Source organism: Vreelandella sp. EE27, assembly GCF_968206495.1.
Genome location: NZ_OZ309109.1, coordinates 3,118,364 through 3,142,124, shown reverse-complemented (window position 1 = coordinate 3,142,124; position 23,761 = coordinate 3,118,364). Strand labels below are relative to the sequence as shown.

Here is a 23,761-nt window from a genome sequence, read left to right as displayed (position 1 = left end):
TTTATGGCCAAAAAACATAAGGACCTTACGGGGCCAGACCCAACTAAACCGCAGCAAGCGGGTAATGTAGAGCGCCTGTCTGCTGGAAAAATTATATTTCTGGCACCTCACCCTCTTCCAACTGGTGAGCCGGCACTAAACGAAGGGGCAATCAGCGAGCTTAACGATACTTGGCTGGATTATGGAGCTGGGTGGCCTGGTGTGTTTGGTAATCAACTAATTTTGGGGGGGGCGTTTAAAGGGTTTCTTCTGATTGCTGTTGTGGCGCCGCTATTGCTTTCTCCGTTTATGTCGCAAAGACAGTTCAATGCTCTCGCTGATGGATTTATTATAAATGGCCTTTATATAGCGGCTGTTGTGCTGTTTTTTGGCCTATGGGGAGTACTTTCAGTGTACTCGAAACGCAAAAAAGTTATCCCGACGCGTTTCCACCGTCAACGTCGCGAAGTGTGCTTTGTTCCGGAAAGTAAAAACGGTAATGGCTACGAAGCACCTGTGTTTGTACCTTGGGAATCACTCCGGGTATGGGTTTTCGAGACCCGTGGCGCTACCCAGTATGGCGTGCAACAGCAGTACGGCATGGGAATAGGCTATTTGCTGCCGGGTACTGATAAATGGGTAAAAACCGAATTTATGACACCTGCTTTACCGTTAGCTCTGGCCGAGTGGGAAGTGCTTCGCGGTTACATGGAGTATGAAATCAACTCCCTGGATGAGATTCAGAGCCCCCTTGCCATTCGAGAAGAAGGTGACCCGCCTTGGGAGGGGACGCATACCATCCGTAATGCCCGCCGCCGTCTGCATCGGCGGCGTCGCAACGGGGAGGTTGGCTGGTTCTACACGCTGGGTTGGTATCTCTACCACCTGCTCACCTTCTGGACGCTTCCGGGGTATCTGGCCGAGCTCGAGACGTGGCTACTTAGACGCTCTGGTAAAAAGACACTGCCTGCTGAGATGGTGGAGTGGTCAAAACCACTGCCCGAAGAACAGTGGGCCAAGCCAAGCGCCGAGTTGGTAAGCCTCTCTGAAGAAGCCAGGCGGATTCGTAACGCCGACCCACAGCGGCCCATCGAAGAGGTATTTACAGACGCCTATAAGAGGATGAGATGTCAGCGGTGACTTGCGAGCGTGGCTAAACGTGCAGTGAGATGGGTGATATAGAAAAGCTCTTTGGCATCACGCACGAAGCGCTGTGGTAACCCCCTTGCCCGCATTTCCGTCTGGGCGCGAGTTATTGCCACAATGAGGTTCGGCATGAGGAGTAGAGTACACCGAAACGCTGCTCTCACCAGGCGAAGACCGCTTACGTTTCACCTTTTACAAGTCTGATGCTTCCGCAATCGGAAAAGACATCGAACCCAATGGCGAGGAAGCTCGAGGTATGAGCGGGCCTGCCCACTTTGCCCTGACGGTTCCCCTAACACCAGAAGAGTAAGGATACTTATATGTGGTTTATTCAGCCCAAGCAGGACTTCGTTACCGAAATGCCCTGGAGGTATACGAATGAAAATGCCGTAATGAGTTGGCAGATTAAAGCCCGCAATTATAACACCTCTGGTATGAATTTTATTTTAATTCCAATGGTGCTAGTTAGTCTTGGAATGGGTTTTTTTGGATTCAATTTTGGTTCTATTGGTAGTGAAGGACTTTTACTCCCACTATTGCTAGGAGCAGTGTTTTTTTTGTTTACAATATCACTTTCTCTATTTATTACTCATTATACGACCATCTTTGTCTATCGTTTTACTGAAACGATAGTGGAAGTGCATTCATGGGAACCGCGGCAGGTATCGGGCAAGGCATTCCTGAAGTGGTCCGCGATTATTTTGCTACCTGTAGTGGGCGTACTGGCGTTGTTTGAACCAGCCTTGATAATTGCAGGTATTGGCCCCTTGGGCATGGGGCTTATGGCTCTGCAAGCGGGATCGCAGCAGGCAAAGCAGGATAACATTAAGCATCATTCGTTTTATTGGCAAGACGCCAACAAAATCTATCTTTATCCTGGAAGAGATATCATCGGCATGAATGTCCCTTGGTATAACCCTGAAGAGGGTAAAATAATGCCTAAAGGCATTCGAAGGATCTATTGCAAAAAGGGTGAGCGAGAAAAAGTTTTAAATTTCTTTAAAGCTAAATTGCCAGATGTTGAAGTGGTAGAAGAGGATTTTCATTTGCGATGATACTGACTTTGCTGCCGATTCCATATGAACCTAGCGACTTTATCGTTTTTGAAAACTGCTGCATTAGGTTACTTCAGCGGTTTGAACAGTGTGTTAGAAGCAAAAGAATCAGTGCTGGTAATCTCATGGCTTTATCGACCAAAGTGTCGTTGGTAACAGTGTGTCGATAGCTGGCCCAGACTCAATATGGCTACTGGCTAAAAATCTCCTTTCCTGCTTCTCTAGCGGGGGATACTGCTAGTATCTCGGAGATCGGCCGAGAGGGATTTTGGGCGCTTGGCGATAGATTCAGGTTAGTATGGTCAAACTAATATGATAACGTGATTTTTCCCCAAACTGGTTCGAGTGACTAGAGTGGTTTCCAAAGGAGCTGGTGTGCTCGCCGCAGTAACAACGTTTCTGGAGGCAATTGAGCGCCATCAACGTGGCGATAATGATGCCGCCATCGCGTTTGGTTTTGCCACGGTAGGTGCTGTACTTACTGTGCTTGCTTTTTCCAGCCCGGTGGGCTGGGTCGGGCTTGCTCTGCTGGTAGGCGGTGCCGTGATAGGTACTCTATTAACGGATGGCCCCTTTGTGCAGTGGCTCAAAAACGGGCCCTTTGGCATGCAGCGTGGGGCAGCCCCTTGGCTGCTGGAGCCTGAAGAGGCTTACTATCGGCTTCAAAGTTTGCTGGCCAATATTTCTATCACCGCACGTCGCCTTACCATGCAAGAGCAAGCTGCTTTACGTGCTAATGTAGCTGTGACCCATAACAGACCCAATCCATCATCAATTTTAATGGGTGAACTTTGGCAGAGGCAGCTCCAAGCAAGTAGTGTCAACACCGTCATCGAGGTGCAAAGCGCCCTGCCAGGCATGGGGAGTGAATTGCAGGATGTGGTAGTGATAGGCTTGTTCGAATCTCACGTGAGTGATGCGAATCTCGGGAGTAATACGCGCCCCGTAAATGTTATCCCCACGCTGACCCAGTTATCCGCTAATGAAATAAAATATTATATACAAACTCCAGAGAGTCACCCAAGTAGCCTTGATTTCATTCGTTATAGACTGGAGGTGAGTATCCAGTTTCGTAAAAGCGTGCATGTGCCGTTTGAGGTTGACGAGTTCTACCCGGCCCCTGAACCATTGAATAAAATGCCGAGAAATTTGAATAATGTATTTAATAGAGAGTCTCTAAATAAAGATTATTGGAAAACGGAGTCGATATATGTCTAATCCTATAGATGACCATTACGTATATACTGGCACTGCTTATATTCCTAGGAAACGCATAGAATGGGAGCATGAAAATACCGACCGTGAAAAAATAATAGGGACGCCTTGGGAATGGTATAAACGCACGCAGGATAACGCCCCCAGTGAAGAGTATAACGGCGCTAGCGCTAAAGCATCGGAGAACTGGGTGAAGGAGAAAGCTCGGCGTTTCAAGAATGGTGGTAGTTTGTTTAATGTAATGCGTGTTATCTATAACCATGAATCCATCATGCCACCAAATTTCAGTTTTATATCACAGGTTTTTTTTGTGGGCATGGCTTTTGGTAAAGGAGGAGCGTTTTTTTTTCCTGCATCGTACTGTTTTTTTTTATTAGTATTTTTTTTAAAATTCTTATTTGGTGGGTGGGGTTGGGATGATGTTTTAAATCAGATAATGGCCGTAGGTGTTATCTTCTTTTATACAACTTTAGCATCGCTAGTTGTTTGGAAAGGGGGCCGGCTTCTTGAGAAAAAATTCCCCCGATTTTTATACCATATGCGCAAGGCTCCCCTCTGGCAGCTCAATCGCCAAACTGGTCTGTTTACGGTCTATAACCCCAAAAAAGCTTGGGAAGAGCGCGTGTCGGCACCTTTCTATGAGTTTGATGCCTACCTCGTGAGTTCTCCGGACACTCAGGGTAGCTCTACCTATTCACTGCAGCTTTTCCACCCCGGGACGGGCCTTCGTCAGAAACTGGATGCTCAGTTTCCGCCTACCAATATGCCCGGTGAGTTGGTGGCCGCGTGGCAGTTTATCCAGCGCTATATGGATGTTTCCCAGCCGCTACCAGATGTCCCCGCTCTGGAAATACACCGCCACAAAGACCCTACCACGGCAGCCGCTGACCAGCGCAAAGGTCGCAACCCGCGTTACTGGCGAGATATGAGCGAAGCCGAGGTAGAGAAAATCCAGGAAGAGAAGTACCAGAAGAACATTCGTTTGCGCTAAGGCAATTGCGCACACTAGGGCAGACGCTAAAAAGTGTGCTCTGCCCGAACTTGCTTCAGGCCTTCGTGACACCGGCGGCATGACCCGCTACGTCAACCAGGTCACGCTGATGCCCGGCGACGCCGCCTGGCGCGCCACCCCCAACCCCAAGCCAAGAGTCGACGGCCCCCAGGTGGCCTTCGTGGTCGGCCCGGAAGGCGAAGAGATTCACTGCGACGAGCACGGCCGGGTCAAGGTCCAGTTCCCCTGGGACCGCTACGCCGAACCCGATGACACCGCCAGCTGCTGGGTCCGTGTCTCCCAGGGCTGGGCCGGCGGCGGCTACGGCGGTATCGCCATTCCACGCATCGGCCACGAGGTCATCGTTTCGTTTCTGGAAGGCGACCCGGACCAGCCGCTGGTCACCGGGCGGACCTACCACGCGGTCAACCAGCCGCCCTACGATTTACCGGCGAACAAGACCCGCACGGTGCTGCGCACGCAAAGCCACAAGGCCGAAGGCTTCAACGAACTGCGCTTCGAGGACGAGGCGGGGGAAGAACAGATCTGGGTCCACGCTCAAAAAGACCTGGAGCTTTTAACGCTCAACGACCGGACCGAGGAGATCGAAAACGACAGCTTCCTGAACGTCAAAAACGACCGTATCAGCGAGGTCGATCACGATGATCACCACACGGTGCACGGCGACCGCTTCGAACATGGCGAAGGCGATCAGCACTTCACCGTGCAGGGCAGCCTGCACCTCAACACAGGCCAGGCCTGGCTCAGCGAAAGCGGCCGCGAACTCCACATCAAGGCCGGTCACAAGGTCGTGCTGGAAGCGGGCAGCGAGATCACTCTCAAAGCGGGCGGCAGCTTCATCAAGCTGGATGGCGGTGGCATTACCATCGTCGGGCCGACCGTGAAGGTGAATGCGGGGGGCAGCCCGGGTAATGGGGCCGGGCAGGCGGCGCAGCCCCCATTACTGCCCGGTCATACCAGGGAGGAGGAGCATACAGACGTCACCATAGGTCCCATTTTTGGTAAACGCTTGGATCAGGCGATGGCGGATGGCATACCGTTAGTCGAGCTGTGCCAGCTTCAAAAGAACAACTCCTGTCCGCTCTCGGATTGCCCATGCAAGAACAAGGCAGCGTCATGAATATTATTAGTGCTCTTTCACTCAAAGAGTTACTGAGTAGCTCCGACCAAAGCACGTATTGGCTAATACTGGAAGAGACAGGCAACACGCTTGCGTCGTTATATAGTCGTTTCGGAATAATTGACTATGAACTTCTGTTTCTGAAGACGCGCTACTCCGGCTTTCTCAAAAGAAGCCCTATCGTGCTTCCCGTCAACCAGGATTCTCGGCAAATCCTTGAGGCGTTTGCCTCTGATGCAAGAACCGCTATCGCGCCTGGTGTGATGGTCAGAAGCAGTGAGCCTCGCCAAAAAGTGCTTGACCATTTGCGAAAGTGTTTAAGTGTTAAGTTTTATGGCAACCGCAAAGGAATGATGCGCTTTTATCATCCTGATGTTGCCGCTTTGCTCTTTTCGAATATGTCGGAAGTCAGTGACCAGTGGTTCGGTCCCCTCGATAGGTGGGTATGGCAAGGGGCTGAGCTTAATATGCCACTTGGAGATAAACTTCCCTGGCAGGCGGTAACACGCAATACAAAGACGGTGGTCCAGGAGAACTTACCTGAGTGCTCCCTTTCGCTGACTAAGTCACAGGAACAAGCACTGGAGCGCTATATAAGAATTACCAGTGTATTCCAGCAATATCGCAAGCCTCATGAGTCATTCGATGATCCAGCGGTTAGAAAAAGATTTCTTGAAAGTGAATTAGCCAATCAATTGCTGGCTATGGATTTAACCCATGATAATCGGCGGGATAAAACCGCTAGCGGTTCAGCAAGGAGCTACTCATGAGCCAGGAATTAAGTCGTCACAAGGCATGTGAAGAGCCCAAACTCTATATTCAAGTCTTGGGTACCAATCATCCCGATGCTCACCGCTTTGTTTTTTATGATGAGCAGGATGAGCAAGAAATCTCTGCGCTGACCGAAGCGGTAGAAGAGGAAGACCTGCCCGACCCACTCAGTCGAATTCATAGTTGGGAGTGGGAGGACGAACCTACGCGTAATGTCTGGTTGGAAATCAACAGCAGCGAGGGTGGTCCTATACGAGTGCCACTTTTCAATGGCGTGAATGAAACTCCTTGGCAGGAGAGCGAGTACACCACAGCTTACCAGCATTATGTTGTTCAGCCGGTTGTCCCCCTTGCCTTCTGGGAGTCACTTATCGACGACGCTCATCATGCAATGCCCTGCCGCAGTGGTTTCCTTTATATTAGCTATAGAAGTTCTTTATGGCGGGAAATCGAGGTGACCATTACGGATGATGACGAATGGCTATTTCGGGACGTCAATCTGGCCCAGTATCGCGATGGAAGCGGCATATTTACGGAAGAGAACCAGCGACCGGCAACCGGGCAGGAACTAAAGGAAATCTGGCTACCTGCTCGCCAAGCGATGGGGTGGCTCAGCAGTGCCGTCAAGGTGGCGTTTTCTGATGTCCAGTGGTCGGCGGCACGATTAAACCGGCTGGAGGAAGACGCTGACGCACTGAATCAACGCTTCCAGCCAGTCTCATTGCATCGACCCGAAGAACGTGTCTCGAGAGGACGACTACTCTTGCCGGAAGTATTACCCGAGCAGCGGGCAAGAACTCCTTGCCTGGAGTACCAAATTGCTCACCCGCCGCTATGGGTAAACGATTTGGCAGGCAATGATGTGTCGGCGGTGTATCAGGAGGCGTTAAGCGAACAGCAAAGCCTGGCGGAAGGCGGCTCCGACGCAGTAAATAACGCCTGGGGCATCAACCGTGAAAACTCGCCGCTGCGTTACGATGTAGGGCTGCGCGCAAGCGCAGTCGAAGTGGTCAATCAACAATACCGTGGCGAACGGGCCCCAGACGGCTCTGAAACCGTAGAAGGCGACACGGCCAATGCTGAAGCCTGCCAGGGACTACCTTCAGGAACAGATGTTTTAGCCGACGCCCGTGAGCGCAGTATTCCGGGGCTGATAATCGATGATCCTCTGTTTGAGCTTCGCCATGCGCTGAGCCAAATGCAATTGTCTCAACATTACTTATCGCTATTGCTTGAACGCTGTGCGGCACAGCCCCACTATCGCAGCGCCATTATGGTGCAAAAGCGCATCATGTCCGAACACATTGGAGGCGAAAGCAATCCGCTGCACAGCTTGGCGTCGGATCAAGCGCTCAAGTATTTAGGAGGTGTGTTCCATACCAGCGTGGCCACCTTGGCGCGGGATATGGCCCATAGGTTTTGGGAGTTTCACCAGACACGCTTAGCAGAGCTAATAGGAAGTTCAAGCTATCAGCGGGCGCTGATAGATTACTTTAGCTTGGAGGAGAGCGACTATTTAAGTGGTTTTTGCCTAGTAGAGCAGTGCTTCACTGCCCTGAGCCTTGATCCAAAGCGCGCCGATATATTAGCGAATGAAGATTCTCCAACCCAGCTCCATACCGCTAACAATGTAGCCGCTAAGCGCACATTGCTTGCTCTACTTGAAGAAGGTAGCACTGCACCGCTGCATGCCATGTGCTTCCCTGATAGAGAAACCCACCCGGTCGACCAGCCTTTTGTGCTACCTGAAGAGGAAAGCAATGATGGCACAGGCCGTTTTCGTGCTAAAGCGTTGGCAGACGAAAGCAAGCGAAGGGATCCTCCCGACGCAGAAAACCTACAAACTTTAGACGTCTCATTGCTTGCTGCCGCCGCCCGATTAAATGCGATCGGCGAGTTGAACCGCTGGTCTGGAGCGATGGACAACGTCTTCGGACGAATAGCGGAAAGCGGAAAGCGCGTTCTTAGCCAAGTGGCAGAGCAAGGCGAACGAACGGCCATGGTAGCCAGAATTTATATGCCAGCTTTCAACGCATCGCGGGTTGCGCTACATACCCTATTGGGCGATTTAACCTTCCAGCCGTTGGGTGATGTGGATATGAGCAATGCTGCATTGCTCGGCGTGGAAGATATCCAGTCAGGAAAGGGATTTGGACTGAATACTGCCGATCGCGCCTACATTGCACGCAATAATCACCCCCAGTTTTATGGGGATGTCCACCGCACTTCCAATGGTGAATTGCTAGGGAGTACTAACAAACGCCGATTGCCCTCATCAATAAAAGATATCGGCGAAGCCCGTGAGGTGCGCTTTATTTTTGCTCCTATCGATTCGGATGCAGCGGAGATGGTAAGACGCGGGAGTCAACGAATTAGTTTCACTGAGCGAGCGATTAGTGCCACTCGACTGCCTTATTTAATGGTAGTTTTTCAGGCGATGAACTTAGAGCAAAGCTTATCTTCATTTAATACAGAAAGTGGTAAGACAGTTTTAGCGTTTGGTGCAGCAACAGTAGATATAACATTGGCTTTGCTTAATTTAAGTGATTATATATCAAAGCGATACCAAGCTCCCACCCCTATTGCTAGAACTAGTGGTTTTAGCCAGAAAGTACTAATAAAGAATGGTCAGAATAATGTTGTTGGCCGCCTATTTCCCAATTTAATTCGAGTCAATTGGGTGGTTTCTAAGGCGGCAGGACTTTTAGCCGCAGTTACAATGACGTGGGAGGCCGTAGAGCGATTTAACGAAGGCGATATGGATGCTGCAGTGGCGTATGGCATGGCTGCAGTAGGCGCTACGATGCTACTGGTATTCAGTGGGCCTGTTGGCTGGGTGGGGCTAGCACTGTTGGTAGGTGGCGCGGTTACTGGCATTATGTTGACCGATGGTCCGTTGGAACAGTGGGTCAAGCATGGCCCCTTTGGTGATCAGCGAGGCGTAGCGCCGTGGCTGGAAGAGCCCGAAGAGGCCTACTACCGCCTGCAAAGCATATTGGCCAACATTACTATTACCGCCCGCCGGGTGCCGCCACAGGAATGCGATGCACTAATGAACCAACTGGGCGATACTCATAACCGCTCTACGCCGACGTCATTTCTAATGGGGCAAATGTGGCAAGAGTATCTCAAACAGATACCTATCAACACGGTGATTGAAGTTAAAAGCGGTCTGCCGGGCATGGGGATTGAGCTACAAGATATCGCAATCATTAAACGGCTGGAAGGAAAAACCTATAATACGCCGGTATTTAGCGGTTGGGTGAAAGAGTCTGAGACGCAAATTACGCCACTGTTGACTCAGCTTTCTACGCATGCCATTCGCTACTTTGTTTATACGCCAGAGGGTAAGAATGCCTGGGGCACCCAGACGGGCACCGGATACCGTTGGGAAGCGCGCGTGCAGTTTAGAGAAATATCGCAAGTCCCTTTCCTCTCCAGTGATCGGTTCTATCCCGCGCCGGAACCTTTAATAGCAGAAGTCTTCGATAGCACCTCATCTAATAGTGAGTACTGGGTAAAGGAAACATTGAATGTTTGATCAAGCTAGCCCAAAAGATTGCTACGCTGATACTGCCTACACACCAGCGAAACGGTTAGCATGGGAGGAAGCTAATCCTGCTCGCCAACTCAATAGCGGTTCGCGTTTAACGTGGTATCGACGTACTCAAGATAATGGCACAAAGGACGAGTATGGATATAATAATATCGAAATTTCTGAAAGGTGGGAGTCTAAAAAAATTGGTAGTAGTTCAGGTGGGGTTCAAGTGTTTAATGAAATTGGAGTCCATTATGACCATGTGGCTATCCTTCCACCTAGTTATAAGAAAATTTCGAGAATACTATTTACCTCTATGGGTATAGGTAAGGGGGGGGCTTTTCTTAGTTTGTGGGTTTTTTTTGTTATGTGTTTGGGTCTTTCTTTTAAGTCAATTTTTATGGGCGATTTAGAAGAGATTTCAAATGATATTAAAGCTGTAATTATTTTTGTTTTACCTGTTTTTTTGTTTTTGCTTTTTCTTTGGAAAGCGGGAAGATTGCTTGAGAAATTCTCTCCTGAACTTTTTTATGGCATGCGGAAATCGCCCTTATGGCAACTAAACCGTCAGAATGGTTTTTTCACAATCTATAACCAAAAAAAAGCTTGGGAAGAGCGCTTAGCGGCACCTGTCTATGAATTTGATGCCTATCTTGAAAGCTCGCCGGACGCCCAAGGTAGCCCTACTTATTCGCTGATGCTCTATCACCCTGAAACGGGCCTTCGTCAGAAAATGGATGCTCAATTTCCGCCTACCAATATGCCCGGTGAGTTGGTGGCCGCATGGCAGTTCATCCAACGCTATATGGATGTTTCCCAGCCGCTACCAGATGTCCCCGCTCTGGAAATACACCGCCACAAAGACCCTACCACGGCAGCCGCTGACCAGCGCAAAGGTCGCAACCCGCGTTACTGGCGAGATATGAGCGAAGCCGAGGTAGAGAAAATCCAGGAAGAGAAGTACCAGAAGAACATTCGTTTGCGCTAAGGCAATTGCGCACAATAGGGCAGACACTAAAAAGTTTGCCCTGCCCGAAATTGCTTCAGGCCTTCGTGACACCGGCGGCATGACCCGCTACGTCAACCAGGTCACGCTGATGCCCGGCGACGCCGCCTGGCGCGCCACGCCCAACCCCAAGCCAAGCGTCGACGGCCCCCAGGTGGCTTTCGTGGTCGGCCCGGAAGGCGAAGAGATTCACTGCGACGAGCACGGCCGGGTGAAGGTCCAGTTCCCCTGGGACCGCTACGCCGAACCGGATGACACCGCCAGTTGCTGGGTGCGCGTCTCCCAGGGCTGGGCCGGCGGCGGCTACGGCAGCATTGCACTGCCACGCATCGGCCACGAGGTGATCGTTTCCTTCCTGGAAGGCGACCCGGACCAGCCGCTGGTCACCGGGCGCACGTTTCATGCGGTCAACCAGCCCCCCTACGATTTACCGGCGAACAAGACCCGCACGGTGTTGCGCACGCAAAGCCACAAGGCCGAAGGCTTCAACGAACTGCGCTTCGAGGATGAAGCGGGCGAGGAACAGATCTGGGTCCACGCCCAAAAAGACCTGGAGCTTCTGACGCTCAACGACCGTACCGAGGAGATCGAAAACGACAGCTTCCTGAACGTCAAAAACGACCGTATCAGCGAGGTCGATCACGATGATCATCACACGGTGCACGGCGACCGCTTCGAACATGGCGAAGGCGATCAGCACTTCACCGTGCAGGGCAGCCTGCACCTCAACGCCGGCCAGGCCTGGCTCAGCGAAAGCGGCCGCGAACTCCACATCAAGGCCGGTCACAAGGTCGTGCTGGAAGCGGGCAGCGAGATCACCCTCAACGCGGGCGGCAGCTTCATCAAGCTGGATGGCGGTGGCATTACCATCGTCGGGCCGACCGTGAAGGTGAATGCGGGGGGCAGCCCGGGTAATGGGACCGGACAGGCGGTGGAAGACCCGCTATTGCCCGGGCGGGCGGTAGCGGAGGCGCACGAAGCGATTTCCCCCGTATCGCTGCCAGCCGGGTCGTTACCCAGGTTGAACGATTACCAAATGAGCGATGCCGCGCTCATGCCGCTGTGCGGCAAAATACACAACACCCAGTGCACGCGTGAGGACTGCCCATGTCTAGCTGGCTAAAAGAGATTTCCGCGCGCAGCCAGCCATGTAAGCGGCCCGCGACAAGCGAAAAAACGTGGTGGCTGATACTCGATCAGCGCCGTGATCCGGCGCGATGTGCCGCCTGGTTGAATCAACCGGGTCGTAACGAGTTCATGACGCTATTTGCCGGCACGCCGCTGGCACCGCTGATTGAAGCGAGCCCGTGGCTGGTAGAAGTAGTTCCTGGCAGCCCGGCGGCGCGGGAAGCTGAAGCGTTTTGTCATCGACAACTGGGATGGATAGCGACGGCCAAACCTGGTGCCACTCTGAAAAGCATGGCCGACCACCTCGGAACACTCTTTGTTCTATCGGACCCGCATGGCGGGCAGTCGCTCATCAACCTGCAAAAACCCGCCGCCTGGACAGCCCTGCTGGCCAGCGCTGATCCAGTCACCTGGCGTCATCTTGTTGCCCCGTTCAGCGCGCTCTACATCCCCACGGCTGAAGGAAGTTGGCGAAAGTGGCCGGCGCCTGAAGAATTGGCGGGCGATCCACCCTTGATTCGTCTGGACAGGGTAACGGAGCAGGCCCTCAAGGAGAGCAGCCGCGCCTGGTGGTTAAGCGCTGCCACTGGCACGCCCATGGAGGCGTTGCCCGACCACTGGCTTGCACGACTGGCTGCCCTCAACAGCGCCCGCATTACTCGCGGCAGTCACCTGCTGCGCTTGCTGCCGCTCATCCAGCGGGAAGCCCCGCTGACCCCGCAGGAGCAGGCGACCCTGGCCATGGACGCCCCGGCCCGCAAGAAGACAAACGCTTTGGAGAACGTGGCATGAGCAACTTTCAGGCCTTGGGTGGTTTTGCCCCGGATGCACCCCCTTCCGCCGCACAAGAACGTCAGATCGCGCTATCACAAACCCATATGTGCCTGGAACAGGATCAACAATGGGCCGATATCATCTACATTCCCGGCACCCGGTCATTCTGGTTATTGACCCATGACGTCTCGGATATCCTGATGGGCGCCGCCGAAGAGTTGCAGAGTGCGATGCAACAAGAAGACGTGCAAGCGCGCCTCGAGCAACTAAGGGAATTCGGCATTCTGGATAGCATGATGCCTCCTGACCCAGTGAGTTTTCTTCCCCAGGAGGGCCAACAGAAGCATCGTGAATTGCGCGATCAGCGAGAAGCGCTTGAAGCTGAAAAGCCGGATGCGGCGGATTATGCACCGGCTGACCACATCCGGCTAACCAACGACATGCGTAGCTGGGTTGCCAGGATCTCTTCTTTGGAAGAAGAAATGGCGGATCTTGAATCCAGAGGAAAGGAAATCGCAAGGGAGCAAGGCTACCTCCTGTCGGGCGATCACTTTTATGGCGGTTGGGAAGACGCAATTGAGCGAGAGCTGGAAACCTACAGAACATGCCGGCGCAATATGAAAGAGCAATTTCCATCCTATGAAGAGTCGCAATGGAAAAAACCGCTTAGCGAGGCCTTGGCCGAGTATCGCTCGATGCTGGAGGATTGCGAGTCTGATGTGCCACACAATTCATCGTGTAATCCTGCCCTAAAAGACCAGTTAGAGAATTACGTCATCAGGTTGGAGCCATCTGTCAGGGCATATCACGACAGTATTCTGGCGCTGGCAACCCTGGGTATTGCCACGCCCGAGTGGGCGTTAGCCGATATGAGCGCCAGCGCTAGCTATCAAAAAATCGGCGAAGGGGCGGGCGCTTTCGGGGAGTACTGTAGCCTATTGGCCGAACTGCACAAACTGCATGAAGAGGTCAGCGATAAATTGTCTGCCTGGGAGAGTGCCACCGCCAGTGATACTAGACTCCCCACTTTCCTGTTCGAAAACGAGCGCGAGACCTACAAATCGTTGATGAGGCGCCTCGATGCGATCCATGAACGAGCTCAAACTTCGGTGGCCAACACCAAGCCGCTTCGCGTGCTGATCTGGAACACCGACCTGGAGGACACTCGCCCTTCGCTGGGTTACACCAAAAGAGCCATGGATGTGCTGGTACGGGGGGACTTCCCATTGCGCGAGTTCAGCTCTGCGCTGGGTGAGAAGTCGTTAAGCCATTTGAGCCTGTGGCAGATCCTCATCGAGGCGAGCAGTACCGAGGGGGATCAGATCAGGGCCGCGCTAACGGCTGATGAAATTTTGCCCGCGCGGCTGTGGGAAGCGCCGGAAACCGCCCTCAGTCAATGGCTTGGTAATAACGGCTGTTACCGAATCGCCCACCGCAGTGATTGGCACGAAGACCCGCTTGGCTACTTTGATCCCGAGGCTTTCTTCCAGTATCTCGACGAGCAATGTGTCGAGGTCGATTCGCTCGCCGACGAGAGCGCGAAAGAGCGCTGGGGAGAAGCGCTCAAGAAGATCCTCTTTATCGGCCCCAGCCGCGAGAAGCTGCGGCTGTTCGATGCCAGCGCCCAGGCGCAGATGCTCCGACTGGTGGGCATGGCGACGTATGAACTCAACGAAGCCGATGAAGGCGGGGAGGGCCCCGAGCATCGTGTTGAGCTGCAAAATATTTCGGTCAATGAGGGGGGCTGGAGCAACGACTATAATGGAGGTAGTGGGAGCCTCGGTGCCAGTGCCAACAGCACTGACGAACGCGCGCTTTACAACCAGCCGGCACCCGGAAGCGAGGGAGGCCCCAGCGGGAGAGGTTCCGAGGGCAGTGGGGATGAAAATGATCGTGCTTCTGCGGGGAAGGGCGGTTTAAAACCCAGTGCTTCCTACCAGTGGTCGCTGGAATCCAAAGGAACCTATAACCTTGCCAAGGGGGAGCTTGCCTTTAAACGTATCGAACTACCCAAGCGTAGCGAGGCCAAACCGATCGAGGTTGCATTGGGCCAGCACGAAGGCGAAGAGAAAACCCGCTCGTTGGGCTGTTATGGGATGTCCATTGAAATCGTGATGAAGGGATTTGCCGGTGCCAATATAGCCTTGTCCAACAAAATCGGCGTTGAGCTGGATGACCAAGGCCTGAAGCTGATCGGGATGGACCTGCGCAGCCAGGAGGCGAACATCGCCGGCATAGGGGCGTTTGCCGGTGTCAAGGCCGGCGGCGAGATATCGCAAGCTCTGGATTGGAAGCCCCCTAGGGAATTGAAAGACCTATTGCCCCACTGGCAAGCGCTGAACGAGCTGGGAATGGGTGGGCAGCGCGAGCGTTCACTGGATGACTGGCGCAGCTTGGCGAAAGCCAGCTTCGAGATCGAAGGCAGCGCCGGGGCGGGCGCCAATGCCGACTTCAAGCTGGGCAGAGAGGGCGGCAAATTTGTACTGCGCATATCTGCCAAGCTGGTTGCCCTGACGGGCATGGGCAGCAAGATCCGTTTCGAACTGGACCCCGCCTATCTCGATTTATGGCTGGCGATGCTGTACCGCGCCTACAAGGATAACCAGTACGAAACGCCAACGTGGATTACCCCGGAGGCCGAAAGCACGCTGGGCAAGATGAGCTTCCTGTATGCCACCTTGCTGTTGACCGGTGGATTACTGGCCGCGCGGGGTCTGGAACAGGTCGATAACTTATTTACCGAGTTAACCGGCGGGCAGAATGCCGGGCCGATAGCGTATGCGTTGGTTAATGACCCTCGGCAAGAAACATTGTCTGGCTGGGTTCAGGCATTAACTCCTAAGGCATTAGGTGCACTACTCCATGTACTCACCAATACGCCGCGAGCGTTCAAGGCTGAAGGTGAGGATAAATCCGCTGAACAAGCACAGGATGTTCAGCAGATCGCTATTTCGAAATGTCTGGAGTGGATCGTGGATGGCGTGACCACCGGGCAGTACGGCAGTTGCCGCTTTGATACGCAGACATCGACGCCCGACCAACCGGCGCAATACCTGTTTACCAAAGCTGTAGCACGCATGACCGCTGGGGGAGAGCTGAACGATAGCAGTCAGCGAGTTGTGCTATCAGAGCCTCGAAAAGGAAGTGAAAACACCATTGTAAGTGGGTATTTTGACCGCGAAGAAAAAACGCCTTACCAGATAGGGCGCGAGCGCTTGGAGGCTTTTATGGATAAAGATTCAAATGATTCCAGCGGTCAAGTCGAAATTGCTAAAGTCGACTTTAGAACAAATGTAATACGTCTTGGTTCGGTAGACTGTAGTCAAACATCATGATGCTGACATGGATGAAGAGATAAAAATGCAAAAATTAACGTTGAAACCGTTAGCGACGCTCACTTTGTTGATATGCGTACTGATATCCAGCGTCAAGGTAATGGCGCTCGACGAAGACACCCAAGCTGCCAAGGACGAAGGTATGCGGCTCTGGGGCATCCACCAGTGGGAAACCATGCAGCCCCCACTTGAGATTGCCGCCGAAGCAGGCGATGTCGAGGCGATGTACTACTTGGGCGAAGCCAACCGGCTGCTTAGCCGCGGCTTGTCGAATGCGGCCATGGACTGGTACTACCAAGCCGCCCAGCACGGCGAGCCCTACGCCATGCTTCGCCTCAATTCAGGCGGCGCTTGTAAGCTGGGCGACGTCTGCCCCGAGGACGGCGACGACTGGCGTGAAGCGGCCCTCGATGCGGCCCTGCCCAAGGCCGAGGAAGGCGATACCGATGCCATGGTGGCGCTCTACTCCATTTATGCCAAGTTAGGCGATATGGAGGCCGCCGACCACTGGCTGCTGGAAGCAGCCGAGGCAGACAATACGTATGCGCAGGATTGGTTGGGACGAAGAGTCCGCAGCGAACACGATAGTTACGGTAGTTACGTCAACGATACGGAGCGCCTGGAAGCGGCTGAGGTTTGGTTCCGTCGGGCGGCCGAGCTGGGCTACCCACCTTCCATGAGCAACCTGGCAGGGATATTGGCGAATCTGGAGCGTTACGATGAAGCCTGGGAATGGATGGAAAAAGCCTCTGATGCGGGGCATATGAATGGCCGACAATGGTTAGTCATATGCAATATGACACCAGAGGACAAAGATATGTGTAACCAAGCACCCTCTCCAAACCCGGCAGAAGGATGGGCAATCGCAACCGCTATCGATGAGGAAGTGCCTAATACTTTTTCATCGACTACCTGGTACAGATATCGCCAGATTGTTTCTCCCGAAGAGCGTGAAGAGGGCGAGGCCATGAAAGAGGAGTGGCTAAACAGAGAGCCGCTTTCAAACTTCCCGCCCAAGTTCGGTTATTAATGAAAAAACTGCTTTATCGGACGTTATGCAGTCTCACTACCGCCGCAGTTGCTTTAACGGCGGCCATGCCCGCCTATTCACTGGACGAAGACATCCAGGCCGTCAAGGACGAAGGCATGCGGCTGTATAACTCTTATCAACGCTCTAAAAGCGAGCCTTACCTGAAAACGGCCGCAGAGGCGGGGGATGTCGAGGCAATGTACTACTTGGGCGAGGTGTATCGCTTACGGCATATGGGATTAACGAACGATGCCATGGACTGGTACTACGAGGCTGCCCAGCACGGCGAGCCCTACGCCATGCTTCGCCTCCATTCAGGCGGCGCTTGTAAGCTGGGCGACGTCTGCCCCGATAACGGCGACGACTGGCGCGACGCTGCGCTCGAAGAGACCTTACCTAAAGCCGAAGATGGCGACACCGATGCCATGCTGGCGCTCTATTCCATCTATGCCACGTTGGAAGATATGGACGCCGCCAATCACTGGCTGCTGGAAGCGGCCGAGGCAGACAATACCGATGCGCAGGATTGGCTAGGACGAAAAATCATCAGTGATCACGAAGGATACAATAACGATACCGAGGATTTTAAGGCTGCTGAAATTTGGTTTCGTCGTGCGGCTGAGCATGGCTATGGGCCCTCCATGAAACACTTATCGTCTGTATTATTGCATTTGGAGCGTACAGAAGAAGCTTATGAATGGCTGATGAGCGCATCTAATGCTGGCTTAGTTGATGCAAGGTTAGGTGTTGCGTGGTGCTATTTAGAGCCTGAACGCGATGCTATTTGTTCCGATGAGCAGAATACCGCAGCAGGGACCGGTATTCTCGAGGCCATGATAGAGGAGATTAATAAAACGGAGGTTCAATTTTTACTAGATAATGTAGCGGCTCCTCTTGGTAATGAGCAGCGCGAAGAAGCCAATGAGATTAAAGCCGAATGGCTAAATCAGAAACCTCCACTTTCCTACTTCCCCGCTAAATTTGGTTATTAATGTTAACACTGCTTTATCGCACTCTATGTTACCTCGCCGCCGCCGTTGCCCTAACGGCGGCTATGCCTGCCTATTCGTTCGACGAGGACACCCAGGCCGCCAAGGACGAAGGCATGCGGCTTTATAACGCCTATCAACGCTCGAAAAGCGAGCCGTACCTGAAAACGGCAGCAGAACCTGGGCGGTAGCTGGCTTGCTAATTATTACAGTATTAGCCGACATGACGGGTGGCTGCTCTCTACCCCCTGGAGCTAAGGTGCTTCTAAAGTCAGCGATCGTCCATTTGAAGCGTATCAATCACGGTTACAGGAGATTGCTCAAGCACTCAAAATGGGTATCACTATTGAAGAGGCTGACAGCTGGTGGCGGCGGCAAGTTAGTGGGCCAGAGTCAGTTGATTTTAAACCCTCTCTGCCAATTAGCCTTGGAGACCTTGCGGCACCGTCTGTCAGAAGGGCGCCGGTGCGTCTTTCCATCGGTGTCTACCAAGTGCAGCCGGAAAATCAGGGGCAAGATTATCAGCCTGAATAATGGGTGAAGGCTACCGATAAGATCGTGGAAAGCTTGTCCCTTGCGGATAAAGCGCCACTCGCGTTTGCCCTGCCTCGGCCCGAGTCACTGAATTTGATATCGGCGCGGCCCAACCATAATGTTTTTGCCGTACGGCTGGAAGTGCTGGGCCAAGATGGCCATTATCAGGCCAACGATTACCATATTTATGTATCGCCCTCAGGGCAGCGGAGATTACACGCCATCGGATGTTGCTATTCGCGGTCAAGAAGCCCCGTGGCAACATATCGACCCTCTTCTTTTGATTTGATTAAGGCACTTCCATGTCGGCCAAACAAAACCCAACGCCGCGCCCGGATATGCTCCAGCCCCACCGGGCTGGAGATGTTGAGTCATTTTCAGGTGGTAAGGTTATCTACCTGTCGCCTACTCCCTTGCCTACAGGAGCAGCTCCTCTGGATTTCAATCAGGCTATTGGGGAAGTTAACGATACCTACCTAGACTTCGGGGGAAGCCTCCCTACGCCTTTTACTTGGCAATTTACGCTAGGAGGTCCCTTTATTGGTTTTTTAATGCTGGTTTTTCTTATTCCAGTGCTTGGGGGAGGGCTAATGTGGTTTATTGGAAAGGATATCGAGCTTTTTTACGCAGGTATTGCCGGGCTTTTTAATGAAGTATTTGCTCAGGCTTCAGTAATCTGTTTCTTGATATTAATATTGGCCTTGTTCATTAAAGCTCATTATCACTATAAGTTCCGAGAAGCTGTCCCTACTCGCTTTCACCGCCAACGCCGCGAGGTCGCCTTCGCGCCGGGGGGTGGCAAGCCACCCATCATTGTACCCTGGGAAAACGTGGCGGCCTGGGTGACTCAAGCGCAGGGGGTAACGCAATACGGTGTACAGCGCCAGTATGGCCTGGGGATAGGCTTTATCGAGCCTGAAACCGGGCAGCAGCACTTCCTGGAATTATCACAGCCCGGCATGCCCTTGGCATTGGGGCTTTGGGAAGCGGTGCGGGCTTTTATGGAGTACGAGGTCAACACCCGCGAAGAGATTCAAGATCCTCACGGCTTGCATCGCCCTGGCGACCCGCCCTATGAAGGTGTACATACGTTCCACAATGCCCGGCGCCGATTGCACCGCCGTTACCGCGAGAGTGAGATCGGTCTTTTCAAGGTTACTCTGTGGTACCTGTGGCATATCATTGACCTTTGGACGATCCCTTTTTATTTGGCGGAATGGGAGATCCGTACTATCCAGAAGGCCGAGCGCCAGGGCCTCCCGGCCAGTCTTGATGAATGGTCGCAGCCCGTGCCCGAAGCTCAATGGGCCAAGCCCAGCCAGGAACTCACGCGCCTCTCAAACGAGGTCAAAAAGCGTCATGCTCGGCAGCCGAACCGGCCAATTACGGCCATCTTCGCCGAGGTTTATGCCAAGGAAGCGCCTCTTTCTGCCTGAGGGGACAAGAACATCACAGCCAGTGCCCAAAGCGATTTGCCGGAGCTCACGCCCGGCGCGCGCTTTACGCTGACTGACCATTACATTTCGAGATCAAACAGGTTTACCCCAGAGCACTATGCGGTTGCCGTACGTTTTGAACGCTTGAACGAAGCCGGGCAATATCAAGCCAATGCCAATGATACCCAAGTGGTCTATTTGAACCCCTCCCAGGGTACTGGGCCAGAATCACACTACCAGCCAACCGATAGTGTCAACGCGCCGATTGAGCCAAGGGGCTGGTACGCTATTGATCTAGGCACCATGGTAATGAATCCGTAAACAGGAGCCTAAATGGCCAAGAAACATAAAGGCCTCACGGGGCCTGAACCGACCAAATCGCAGCAAGCGGGTAATGTAGAGCGCCTGCCAGCTGGGCAAATCGTATTTCTGGCACCTCACCCTCTTCCAACTGGTGAGCCGGCACTAAACGAAGGGGCAATCAGCGAGCTTAACGATACTTGGCTGGATTATGGAGCTGGGTGGCCTGGTGTGTTTGGTAATCAACTAATTTTGGGGGGGGCGTTTAAAGGGTTTCTTCTGATTGCTGTTGTGGCGCCGCTATTGCTTTCTCCGTTTATATCGCAAAGACAGTTCAATGCTCTCGCTGATGGATTTATTATAAATGGCCTTTATATAGCGGCTGTTGTGCTGTTTTTTGGCCTATGGGGAGTACTTTCAGTGCACTCGAAACGCAAAAAAGTTATCCCGACGCGTTTTCACCGTCAACGTCGTGAAGTATGCTTTGTTCCGGAAAGTAAAAACGGTAACGGCTACGAAGCGCCGGTGTTTGTACCCTGGGAGTCACTACGTGTGTGGGTTTTTGAGACTCGTGGTGCTACGCAGTATGGTGTGCAACAACAGTACGGCATGGGGATCGGCTATGTGCTGCCTGACACCGACCAATGGGTGAAAACCGAGTTTATGACGTCTGGATTACCACTGGCCTTGGCTGAGTGGGAAGCCTTGCGGGGTTACATGGAGTATGAAATCAACTCCCTGGATGAGATTCAGAGCCCCCTTGCCATTCGAGAAGAAGGTGATCCGCCTTGGGAGGGGGCGCATACCATCCATAATGCTCACCGCCGTCTGCATCGGCGCCGTCGCAACAGGGAAGTAGGCTGGTTCTACACCCTGGGTTGGTATCTCTATCACCTGCTCACCTTCTGGACGCTACCAGGGTATCTGGCCGAGCTCGAGACGTGGCTACTTAGACGCTCTGGTAAAAAGACACTGCCGGCTGAGATGGTGGAGTGGTCGAAACCATTGCCCGAAGAACAGTGGGCCAAGCCAAGCAACGAGTTGGTAAGGCTCTCTGAAGAAGCCAGACGGATTCGTAACGCCTACCCACAGCGGCCCATCGAAGAAGTATTTGCTGAGGCTTACCGGCGGCAGGGGTTAGAAACCTGATTTTATGGCCAAAAAACATAAGAGCCTTATGGGGCCAGACCCAACTAAACCGCAGCAAGCAGGTAATGTGGAGCGCCTGCCAGCTGGGCAAATCGTATTTCTGGCACCTCACCCCCTTCCAACCGGTGAGCTTGCACTAAACGAAGGAGCGGTCAGCGAACTTAACGGTACTTGGTTGGACTATGGAGCTGGGTGGCCTGGTGTGTTTGGTAATCAACTAATCATAGCCTTGTCATTTTGGTCTTTCCTTTTCATGGCTGTTGTTGCGCCGCTATTACTTTCGCCATTTATGTCGCAAAGAATGTTTAACGCTCTTTCTGATGGTTTTATAAGAAATGGCCTCTATATGGCAGCTGTTGGACTGTTTTTTGGGCTTTGGGGAGTGCTTTCTGTGTACTCGAAACGCAAAAAAGTTATCCCAACGCGTTTTCACCGTCAACGTCGCGAAGTATGCTTTGTTCCGGAAAGTAAAAATGGTGATGGCTACGAAGCCCCTGTGTTTGTACCTTGGGAATCACTCCGGGTATGGGTTTTCGAGACCCGTGGCGCTACCCAGTATGGCGTGCAACAGCAGTACGGCATGGGGATCGGCTATGTGCTGCCGGGTACTGATAAATGGGTAAAAACCGAATTTATGACCCCTGCTTTGCCGTTGGCTCTGGCCGAGTGGGAAGCGCTTCGCGGTTACATGGAGTATGAAATCAACTCCCTGGATGAGGTTCAGAGCCCCCTTGCCATTCGAGGAGAAGGTGATCCGCCTTGGGAAGGAGCGCATACCATCCGTAATGCCTGCCGCCGTTTGCATCGACGCCGCCGCAACGGTGAAGTTGGCTGGTTCTACACGCTGGGTTGGTATCTCTATCACCTGCTCACCTTCTGGACGCTGCCGGGTTATCTGGCTGAGTGTGAGACGTGGCTACTTAGACGCTCTGGTAAAAAGACACTGCCTGCTGAGATGGTGGAGTGGTCGAAACCATTGCCCGAAGAACAGTGGGCCAAACCAAGCGATGAGTTGATAAGGCTCTCTGAAGAAGCCAGGCGGATTCGTAACGCTGACCTACAGCGGCCCATCGAAGAAGTATTTGCTGAGACTTACCGGCGGCAGGGGTTAGAAACCTGATTTTATGGCCAAAAAACATAAGGGCCTTATGGGGCCTGACCCGACCAAGCCGCAGCAAGCGGGTAATGTGGAGCGCCTACCAGCCGGAAAGATTATATTTCTGGCACCTCATCCCCTACCCACAGGTGAGCCAGCGTTAAATGAAGGGGCGATCAGCGATCTTAATGATACTTGGCTGGACTATGGTGATGGATGGTTCGGAGTGTTTGGCAATCAGCTGTTATTGAGTGCCATATCGATAATGTCTTTCATGATACTAATTCTATTCCCAATAATTGTTTATCCTTTCGTGTCAGAACGTGCCTTTCAAGAATTTTTAGATGAAGCCGTAAGAAATACTATGTTGGTAATATTATTAATATCAGCATTAGGCTTTTTTTTGACAGTGAAACACTTTTATATCCGAAAAAAAGCTATCCCGACACGCTTTCACCGCCAGCGCCGCGAAGTTTGTTTTGTGCCGGAAAAGAAGAGCGGCGATGGCCATGAAAAGCCGGTTTTCATCCCCTGGGAGTCGCTTCGTGTATGGATTTTCGAGACTCGTGGCGCTACGCAATATGGTGTGCAACAACAGTACGGCATGGGGATCGGCTATGTACTGCCTGGCACCGATCAATGGGTGAAAACCGAATTTATGACCCCTGCTTTGCCGTTGGCTCTGGCCGAGTGGGAAGCGCTTCGCGGTTATATGGAGTATGAAATCAACTCCTTGGATGAGGTCCAGAGCCCCCTTGCCATTCGAGAAGAAGGTGATCCGCCTTGGGAGGGGGCGCATACCATCCGTAATGCCTGCCGCCGTTTGCATCGACGCCGTCGCAACGGGGAGGTTGGCTGGTTCTACACGCTGGGTTGGTATCTCTACCACCTGCTCACCTTCTGGACACTTCCAGGTTACTTGGCTGAATGGACAAATAGACTCGTTCGTCGTTCGGGTACCAAAGCGTTACCTCCAGAGATGGTGGAGTGGTCGAAACCATTGCCTGAAGAGCAATGGGCCAAGCCAAGCGACGAGTTGGTAAGGCTCTCTGAAGAAACCAGGCGGGTTCGTAACGCCGATCCACAGCGGCCCATCGAAGAAGTATTTGCTGAGACTTACCGGCGGCAGGGGTTAGAAACCTGATTTT

General features: G+C 52.8%; 16 protein-coding genes and 2 pseudogenes. All 18 read left to right on the top strand.

The genetic code is table 11. From position 1 onward, the window contains the following. The first annotated feature begins 3 nt into the window (after positions 1-3). Entirely contained in the window at positions 4-1,119 is a 1,116-nt protein-coding gene (locus ACWHVV_RS14655) for a hypothetical protein (RefSeq protein WP_447926891.1), read from the top strand. Positions 1,120-1,445: 326 nt separating this feature from the next. Continuing rightward, entirely contained in the window at positions 1,446-2,180 is a 735-nt protein-coding gene (locus ACWHVV_RS14650) for a hypothetical protein (protein ID WP_447926890.1), read from the top strand. A gap of 375 nt (positions 2,181-2,555) precedes the next feature. Further along, a complete protein-coding gene (locus tag ACWHVV_RS14645) occupies positions 2,556-3,398 on the top strand; it encodes a hypothetical protein (RefSeq protein ID WP_447926889.1) in 843 nt (280 codons plus the stop codon). Beyond that, the gene (locus tag ACWHVV_RS14640) at positions 3,391-4,386 is read left to right on the top strand and encodes a hypothetical protein (RefSeq protein ID WP_447926888.1); all 996 of its coding nucleotides are present in this window, start codon (positions 3,391-3,393) and stop codon (positions 4,384-4,386) included. The genes ACWHVV_RS14645 and ACWHVV_RS14640 overlap by 8 nt, the downstream gene beginning before the upstream one ends. A 67-nt stretch (positions 4,387-4,453) precedes the next feature. Further along, positions 4,454-5,527, top strand: a pseudogene (locus ACWHVV_RS14635) (type VI secretion system Vgr family protein); the annotation flags it as partial. Beyond that, positions 5,503-6,297 carry a DUF4123 domain-containing protein gene (locus ACWHVV_RS14630; RefSeq protein ID WP_447926887.1) on the top strand — a complete coding sequence of 265 codons (795 nt, stop codon included), beginning with the start codon at positions 5,503-5,505 and terminating at the stop codon, positions 6,295-6,297. The pseudogene ACWHVV_RS14635 and the gene ACWHVV_RS14630, both read left to right, overlap by 25 nt. Further along, complete coding sequence (locus tag ACWHVV_RS14625; RefSeq protein ID WP_447926886.1) at positions 6,294-9,839, top strand: hypothetical protein; 3,546 nt, start codon at positions 6,294-6,296, stop codon at positions 9,837-9,839. The genes ACWHVV_RS14630 and ACWHVV_RS14625 overlap by 4 nt, the downstream gene beginning before the upstream one ends. Further along, complete coding sequence (locus tag ACWHVV_RS14620; RefSeq protein ID WP_447926885.1) at positions 9,832-10,824, top strand: hypothetical protein; 993 nt, start codon at positions 9,832-9,834, stop codon at positions 10,822-10,824. The genes ACWHVV_RS14625 and ACWHVV_RS14620 overlap by 8 nt, the downstream gene beginning before the upstream one ends. Positions 10,825-10,882: 58 nt before the next feature. Continuing rightward, positions 10,883-11,965: pseudogene (locus tag ACWHVV_RS14615) on the top strand (type VI secretion system Vgr family protein); the annotation flags it as partial. Then, positions 11,950-12,762: a DUF4123 domain-containing protein gene (locus ACWHVV_RS14610; RefSeq protein ID WP_447926884.1), complete on the top strand. Its 813-nt coding sequence runs from the start codon at positions 11,950-11,952 to the stop codon at positions 12,760-12,762. The pseudogene ACWHVV_RS14615 and the gene ACWHVV_RS14610, both read left to right, overlap by 16 nt. Further along, the gene (locus ACWHVV_RS14605) at positions 12,759-16,079 is read left to right on the top strand and encodes a hypothetical protein (protein WP_447926883.1); all 3,321 of its coding nucleotides are present in this window, start codon (positions 12,759-12,761) and stop codon (positions 16,077-16,079) included. Before ACWHVV_RS14610 ends, ACWHVV_RS14605 begins: the two co-directional genes overlap by 4 nt. A gap of 7 nt (positions 16,080-16,086) precedes the next feature. After that, the gene (locus ACWHVV_RS14600) at positions 16,087-17,109 is read left to right on the top strand and encodes a tetratricopeptide repeat protein (protein ID WP_447926882.1); all 1,023 of its coding nucleotides are present in this window, start codon (positions 16,087-16,089) and stop codon (positions 17,107-17,109) included. Continuing rightward, positions 17,109-18,101 carry a tetratricopeptide repeat protein gene (locus tag ACWHVV_RS14595; RefSeq protein ID WP_447926881.1) on the top strand — a complete coding sequence of 331 codons (993 nt, stop codon included), beginning with the start codon at positions 17,109-17,111 and terminating at the stop codon, positions 18,099-18,101. Before ACWHVV_RS14600 ends, ACWHVV_RS14595 begins: the two co-directional genes overlap by 1 nt. A gap of 62 nt (positions 18,102-18,163) precedes the next feature. Further along, complete coding sequence (locus tag ACWHVV_RS14590) at positions 18,164-18,289, top strand: hypothetical protein (RefSeq protein ID WP_447926880.1); 126 nt, start codon at positions 18,164-18,166, stop codon at positions 18,287-18,289. A gap of 645 nt (positions 18,290-18,934) precedes the next feature. Further along, positions 18,935-20,068: a hypothetical protein gene (locus ACWHVV_RS14585; protein WP_447926879.1), complete on the top strand. Its 1,134-nt coding sequence runs from the start codon at positions 18,935-18,937 to the stop codon at positions 20,066-20,068. 333 nt (positions 20,069-20,401) lie between these two features. Next, positions 20,402-21,517: a hypothetical protein gene (locus ACWHVV_RS14580; RefSeq protein ID WP_447926878.1), complete on the top strand. Its 1,116-nt coding sequence runs from the start codon at positions 20,402-20,404 to the stop codon at positions 21,515-21,517. Between the two features lie 4 nt (positions 21,518-21,521). After that, on the top strand, positions 21,522-22,637 hold the full coding sequence (locus ACWHVV_RS14575; protein WP_447926877.1) for a hypothetical protein: 1,116 nt from the start codon (positions 21,522-21,524) through the stop codon (positions 22,635-22,637). Positions 22,638-22,641: 4 nt separating this feature from the next. Continuing rightward, the gene (locus ACWHVV_RS14570) at positions 22,642-23,757 is read left to right on the top strand and encodes a hypothetical protein (protein ID WP_447926876.1); all 1,116 of its coding nucleotides are present in this window, start codon (positions 22,642-22,644) and stop codon (positions 23,755-23,757) included. Positions 23,758-23,761 lie beyond the last annotated feature (4 nt).

Coding starts and splice junctions, on each gene's coding strand:
- ACWHVV_RS14655 (WP_447926891.1), top strand. CDS start 4: ATGGCCAAAAAACATAAGGACCTTACGGGGCCAGACCCAACTAAACCG.
- ACWHVV_RS14650 (WP_447926890.1), top strand. CDS start 1,446: ATGTGGTTTATTCAGCCCAAGCAGGACTTCGTTACCGAAATGCCCTGG.
- ACWHVV_RS14640 (WP_447926888.1), top strand. CDS start 3,391: ATGTCTAATCCTATAGATGACCATTACGTATATACTGGCACTGCTTAT.
- ACWHVV_RS14630 (WP_447926887.1), top strand. CDS start 5,503: ATGCAAGAACAAGGCAGCGTCATGAATATTATTAGTGCTCTTTCACTC.
- ACWHVV_RS14625 (WP_447926886.1), top strand. CDS start 6,294: ATGAGCCAGGAATTAAGTCGTCACAAGGCATGTGAAGAGCCCAAACTC.
- ACWHVV_RS14620 (WP_447926885.1), top strand. CDS start 9,832: ATGTTTGATCAAGCTAGCCCAAAAGATTGCTACGCTGATACTGCCTAC.
- ACWHVV_RS14610 (WP_447926884.1), top strand. CDS start 11,950: ATGTCTAGCTGGCTAAAAGAGATTTCCGCGCGCAGCCAGCCATGTAAG.
- ACWHVV_RS14605 (WP_447926883.1), top strand. CDS start 12,759: ATGAGCAACTTTCAGGCCTTGGGTGGTTTTGCCCCGGATGCACCCCCT.
- ACWHVV_RS14600 (WP_447926882.1), top strand. CDS start 16,087: ATGGATGAAGAGATAAAAATGCAAAAATTAACGTTGAAACCGTTAGCG.
- ACWHVV_RS14595 (WP_447926881.1), top strand. CDS start 17,109: ATGAAAAAACTGCTTTATCGGACGTTATGCAGTCTCACTACCGCCGCA.
- ACWHVV_RS14590 (WP_447926880.1), top strand. CDS start 18,164: ATGCCTGCCTATTCGTTCGACGAGGACACCCAGGCCGCCAAGGACGAA.
- ACWHVV_RS14585 (WP_447926879.1), top strand. CDS start 18,935: ATGTCGGCCAAACAAAACCCAACGCCGCGCCCGGATATGCTCCAGCCC.
- ACWHVV_RS14580 (WP_447926878.1), top strand. CDS start 20,402: ATGGCCAAGAAACATAAAGGCCTCACGGGGCCTGAACCGACCAAATCG.
- ACWHVV_RS14575 (WP_447926877.1), top strand. CDS start 21,522: ATGGCCAAAAAACATAAGAGCCTTATGGGGCCAGACCCAACTAAACCG.
- ACWHVV_RS14570 (WP_447926876.1), top strand. CDS start 22,642: ATGGCCAAAAAACATAAGGGCCTTATGGGGCCTGACCCGACCAAGCCG.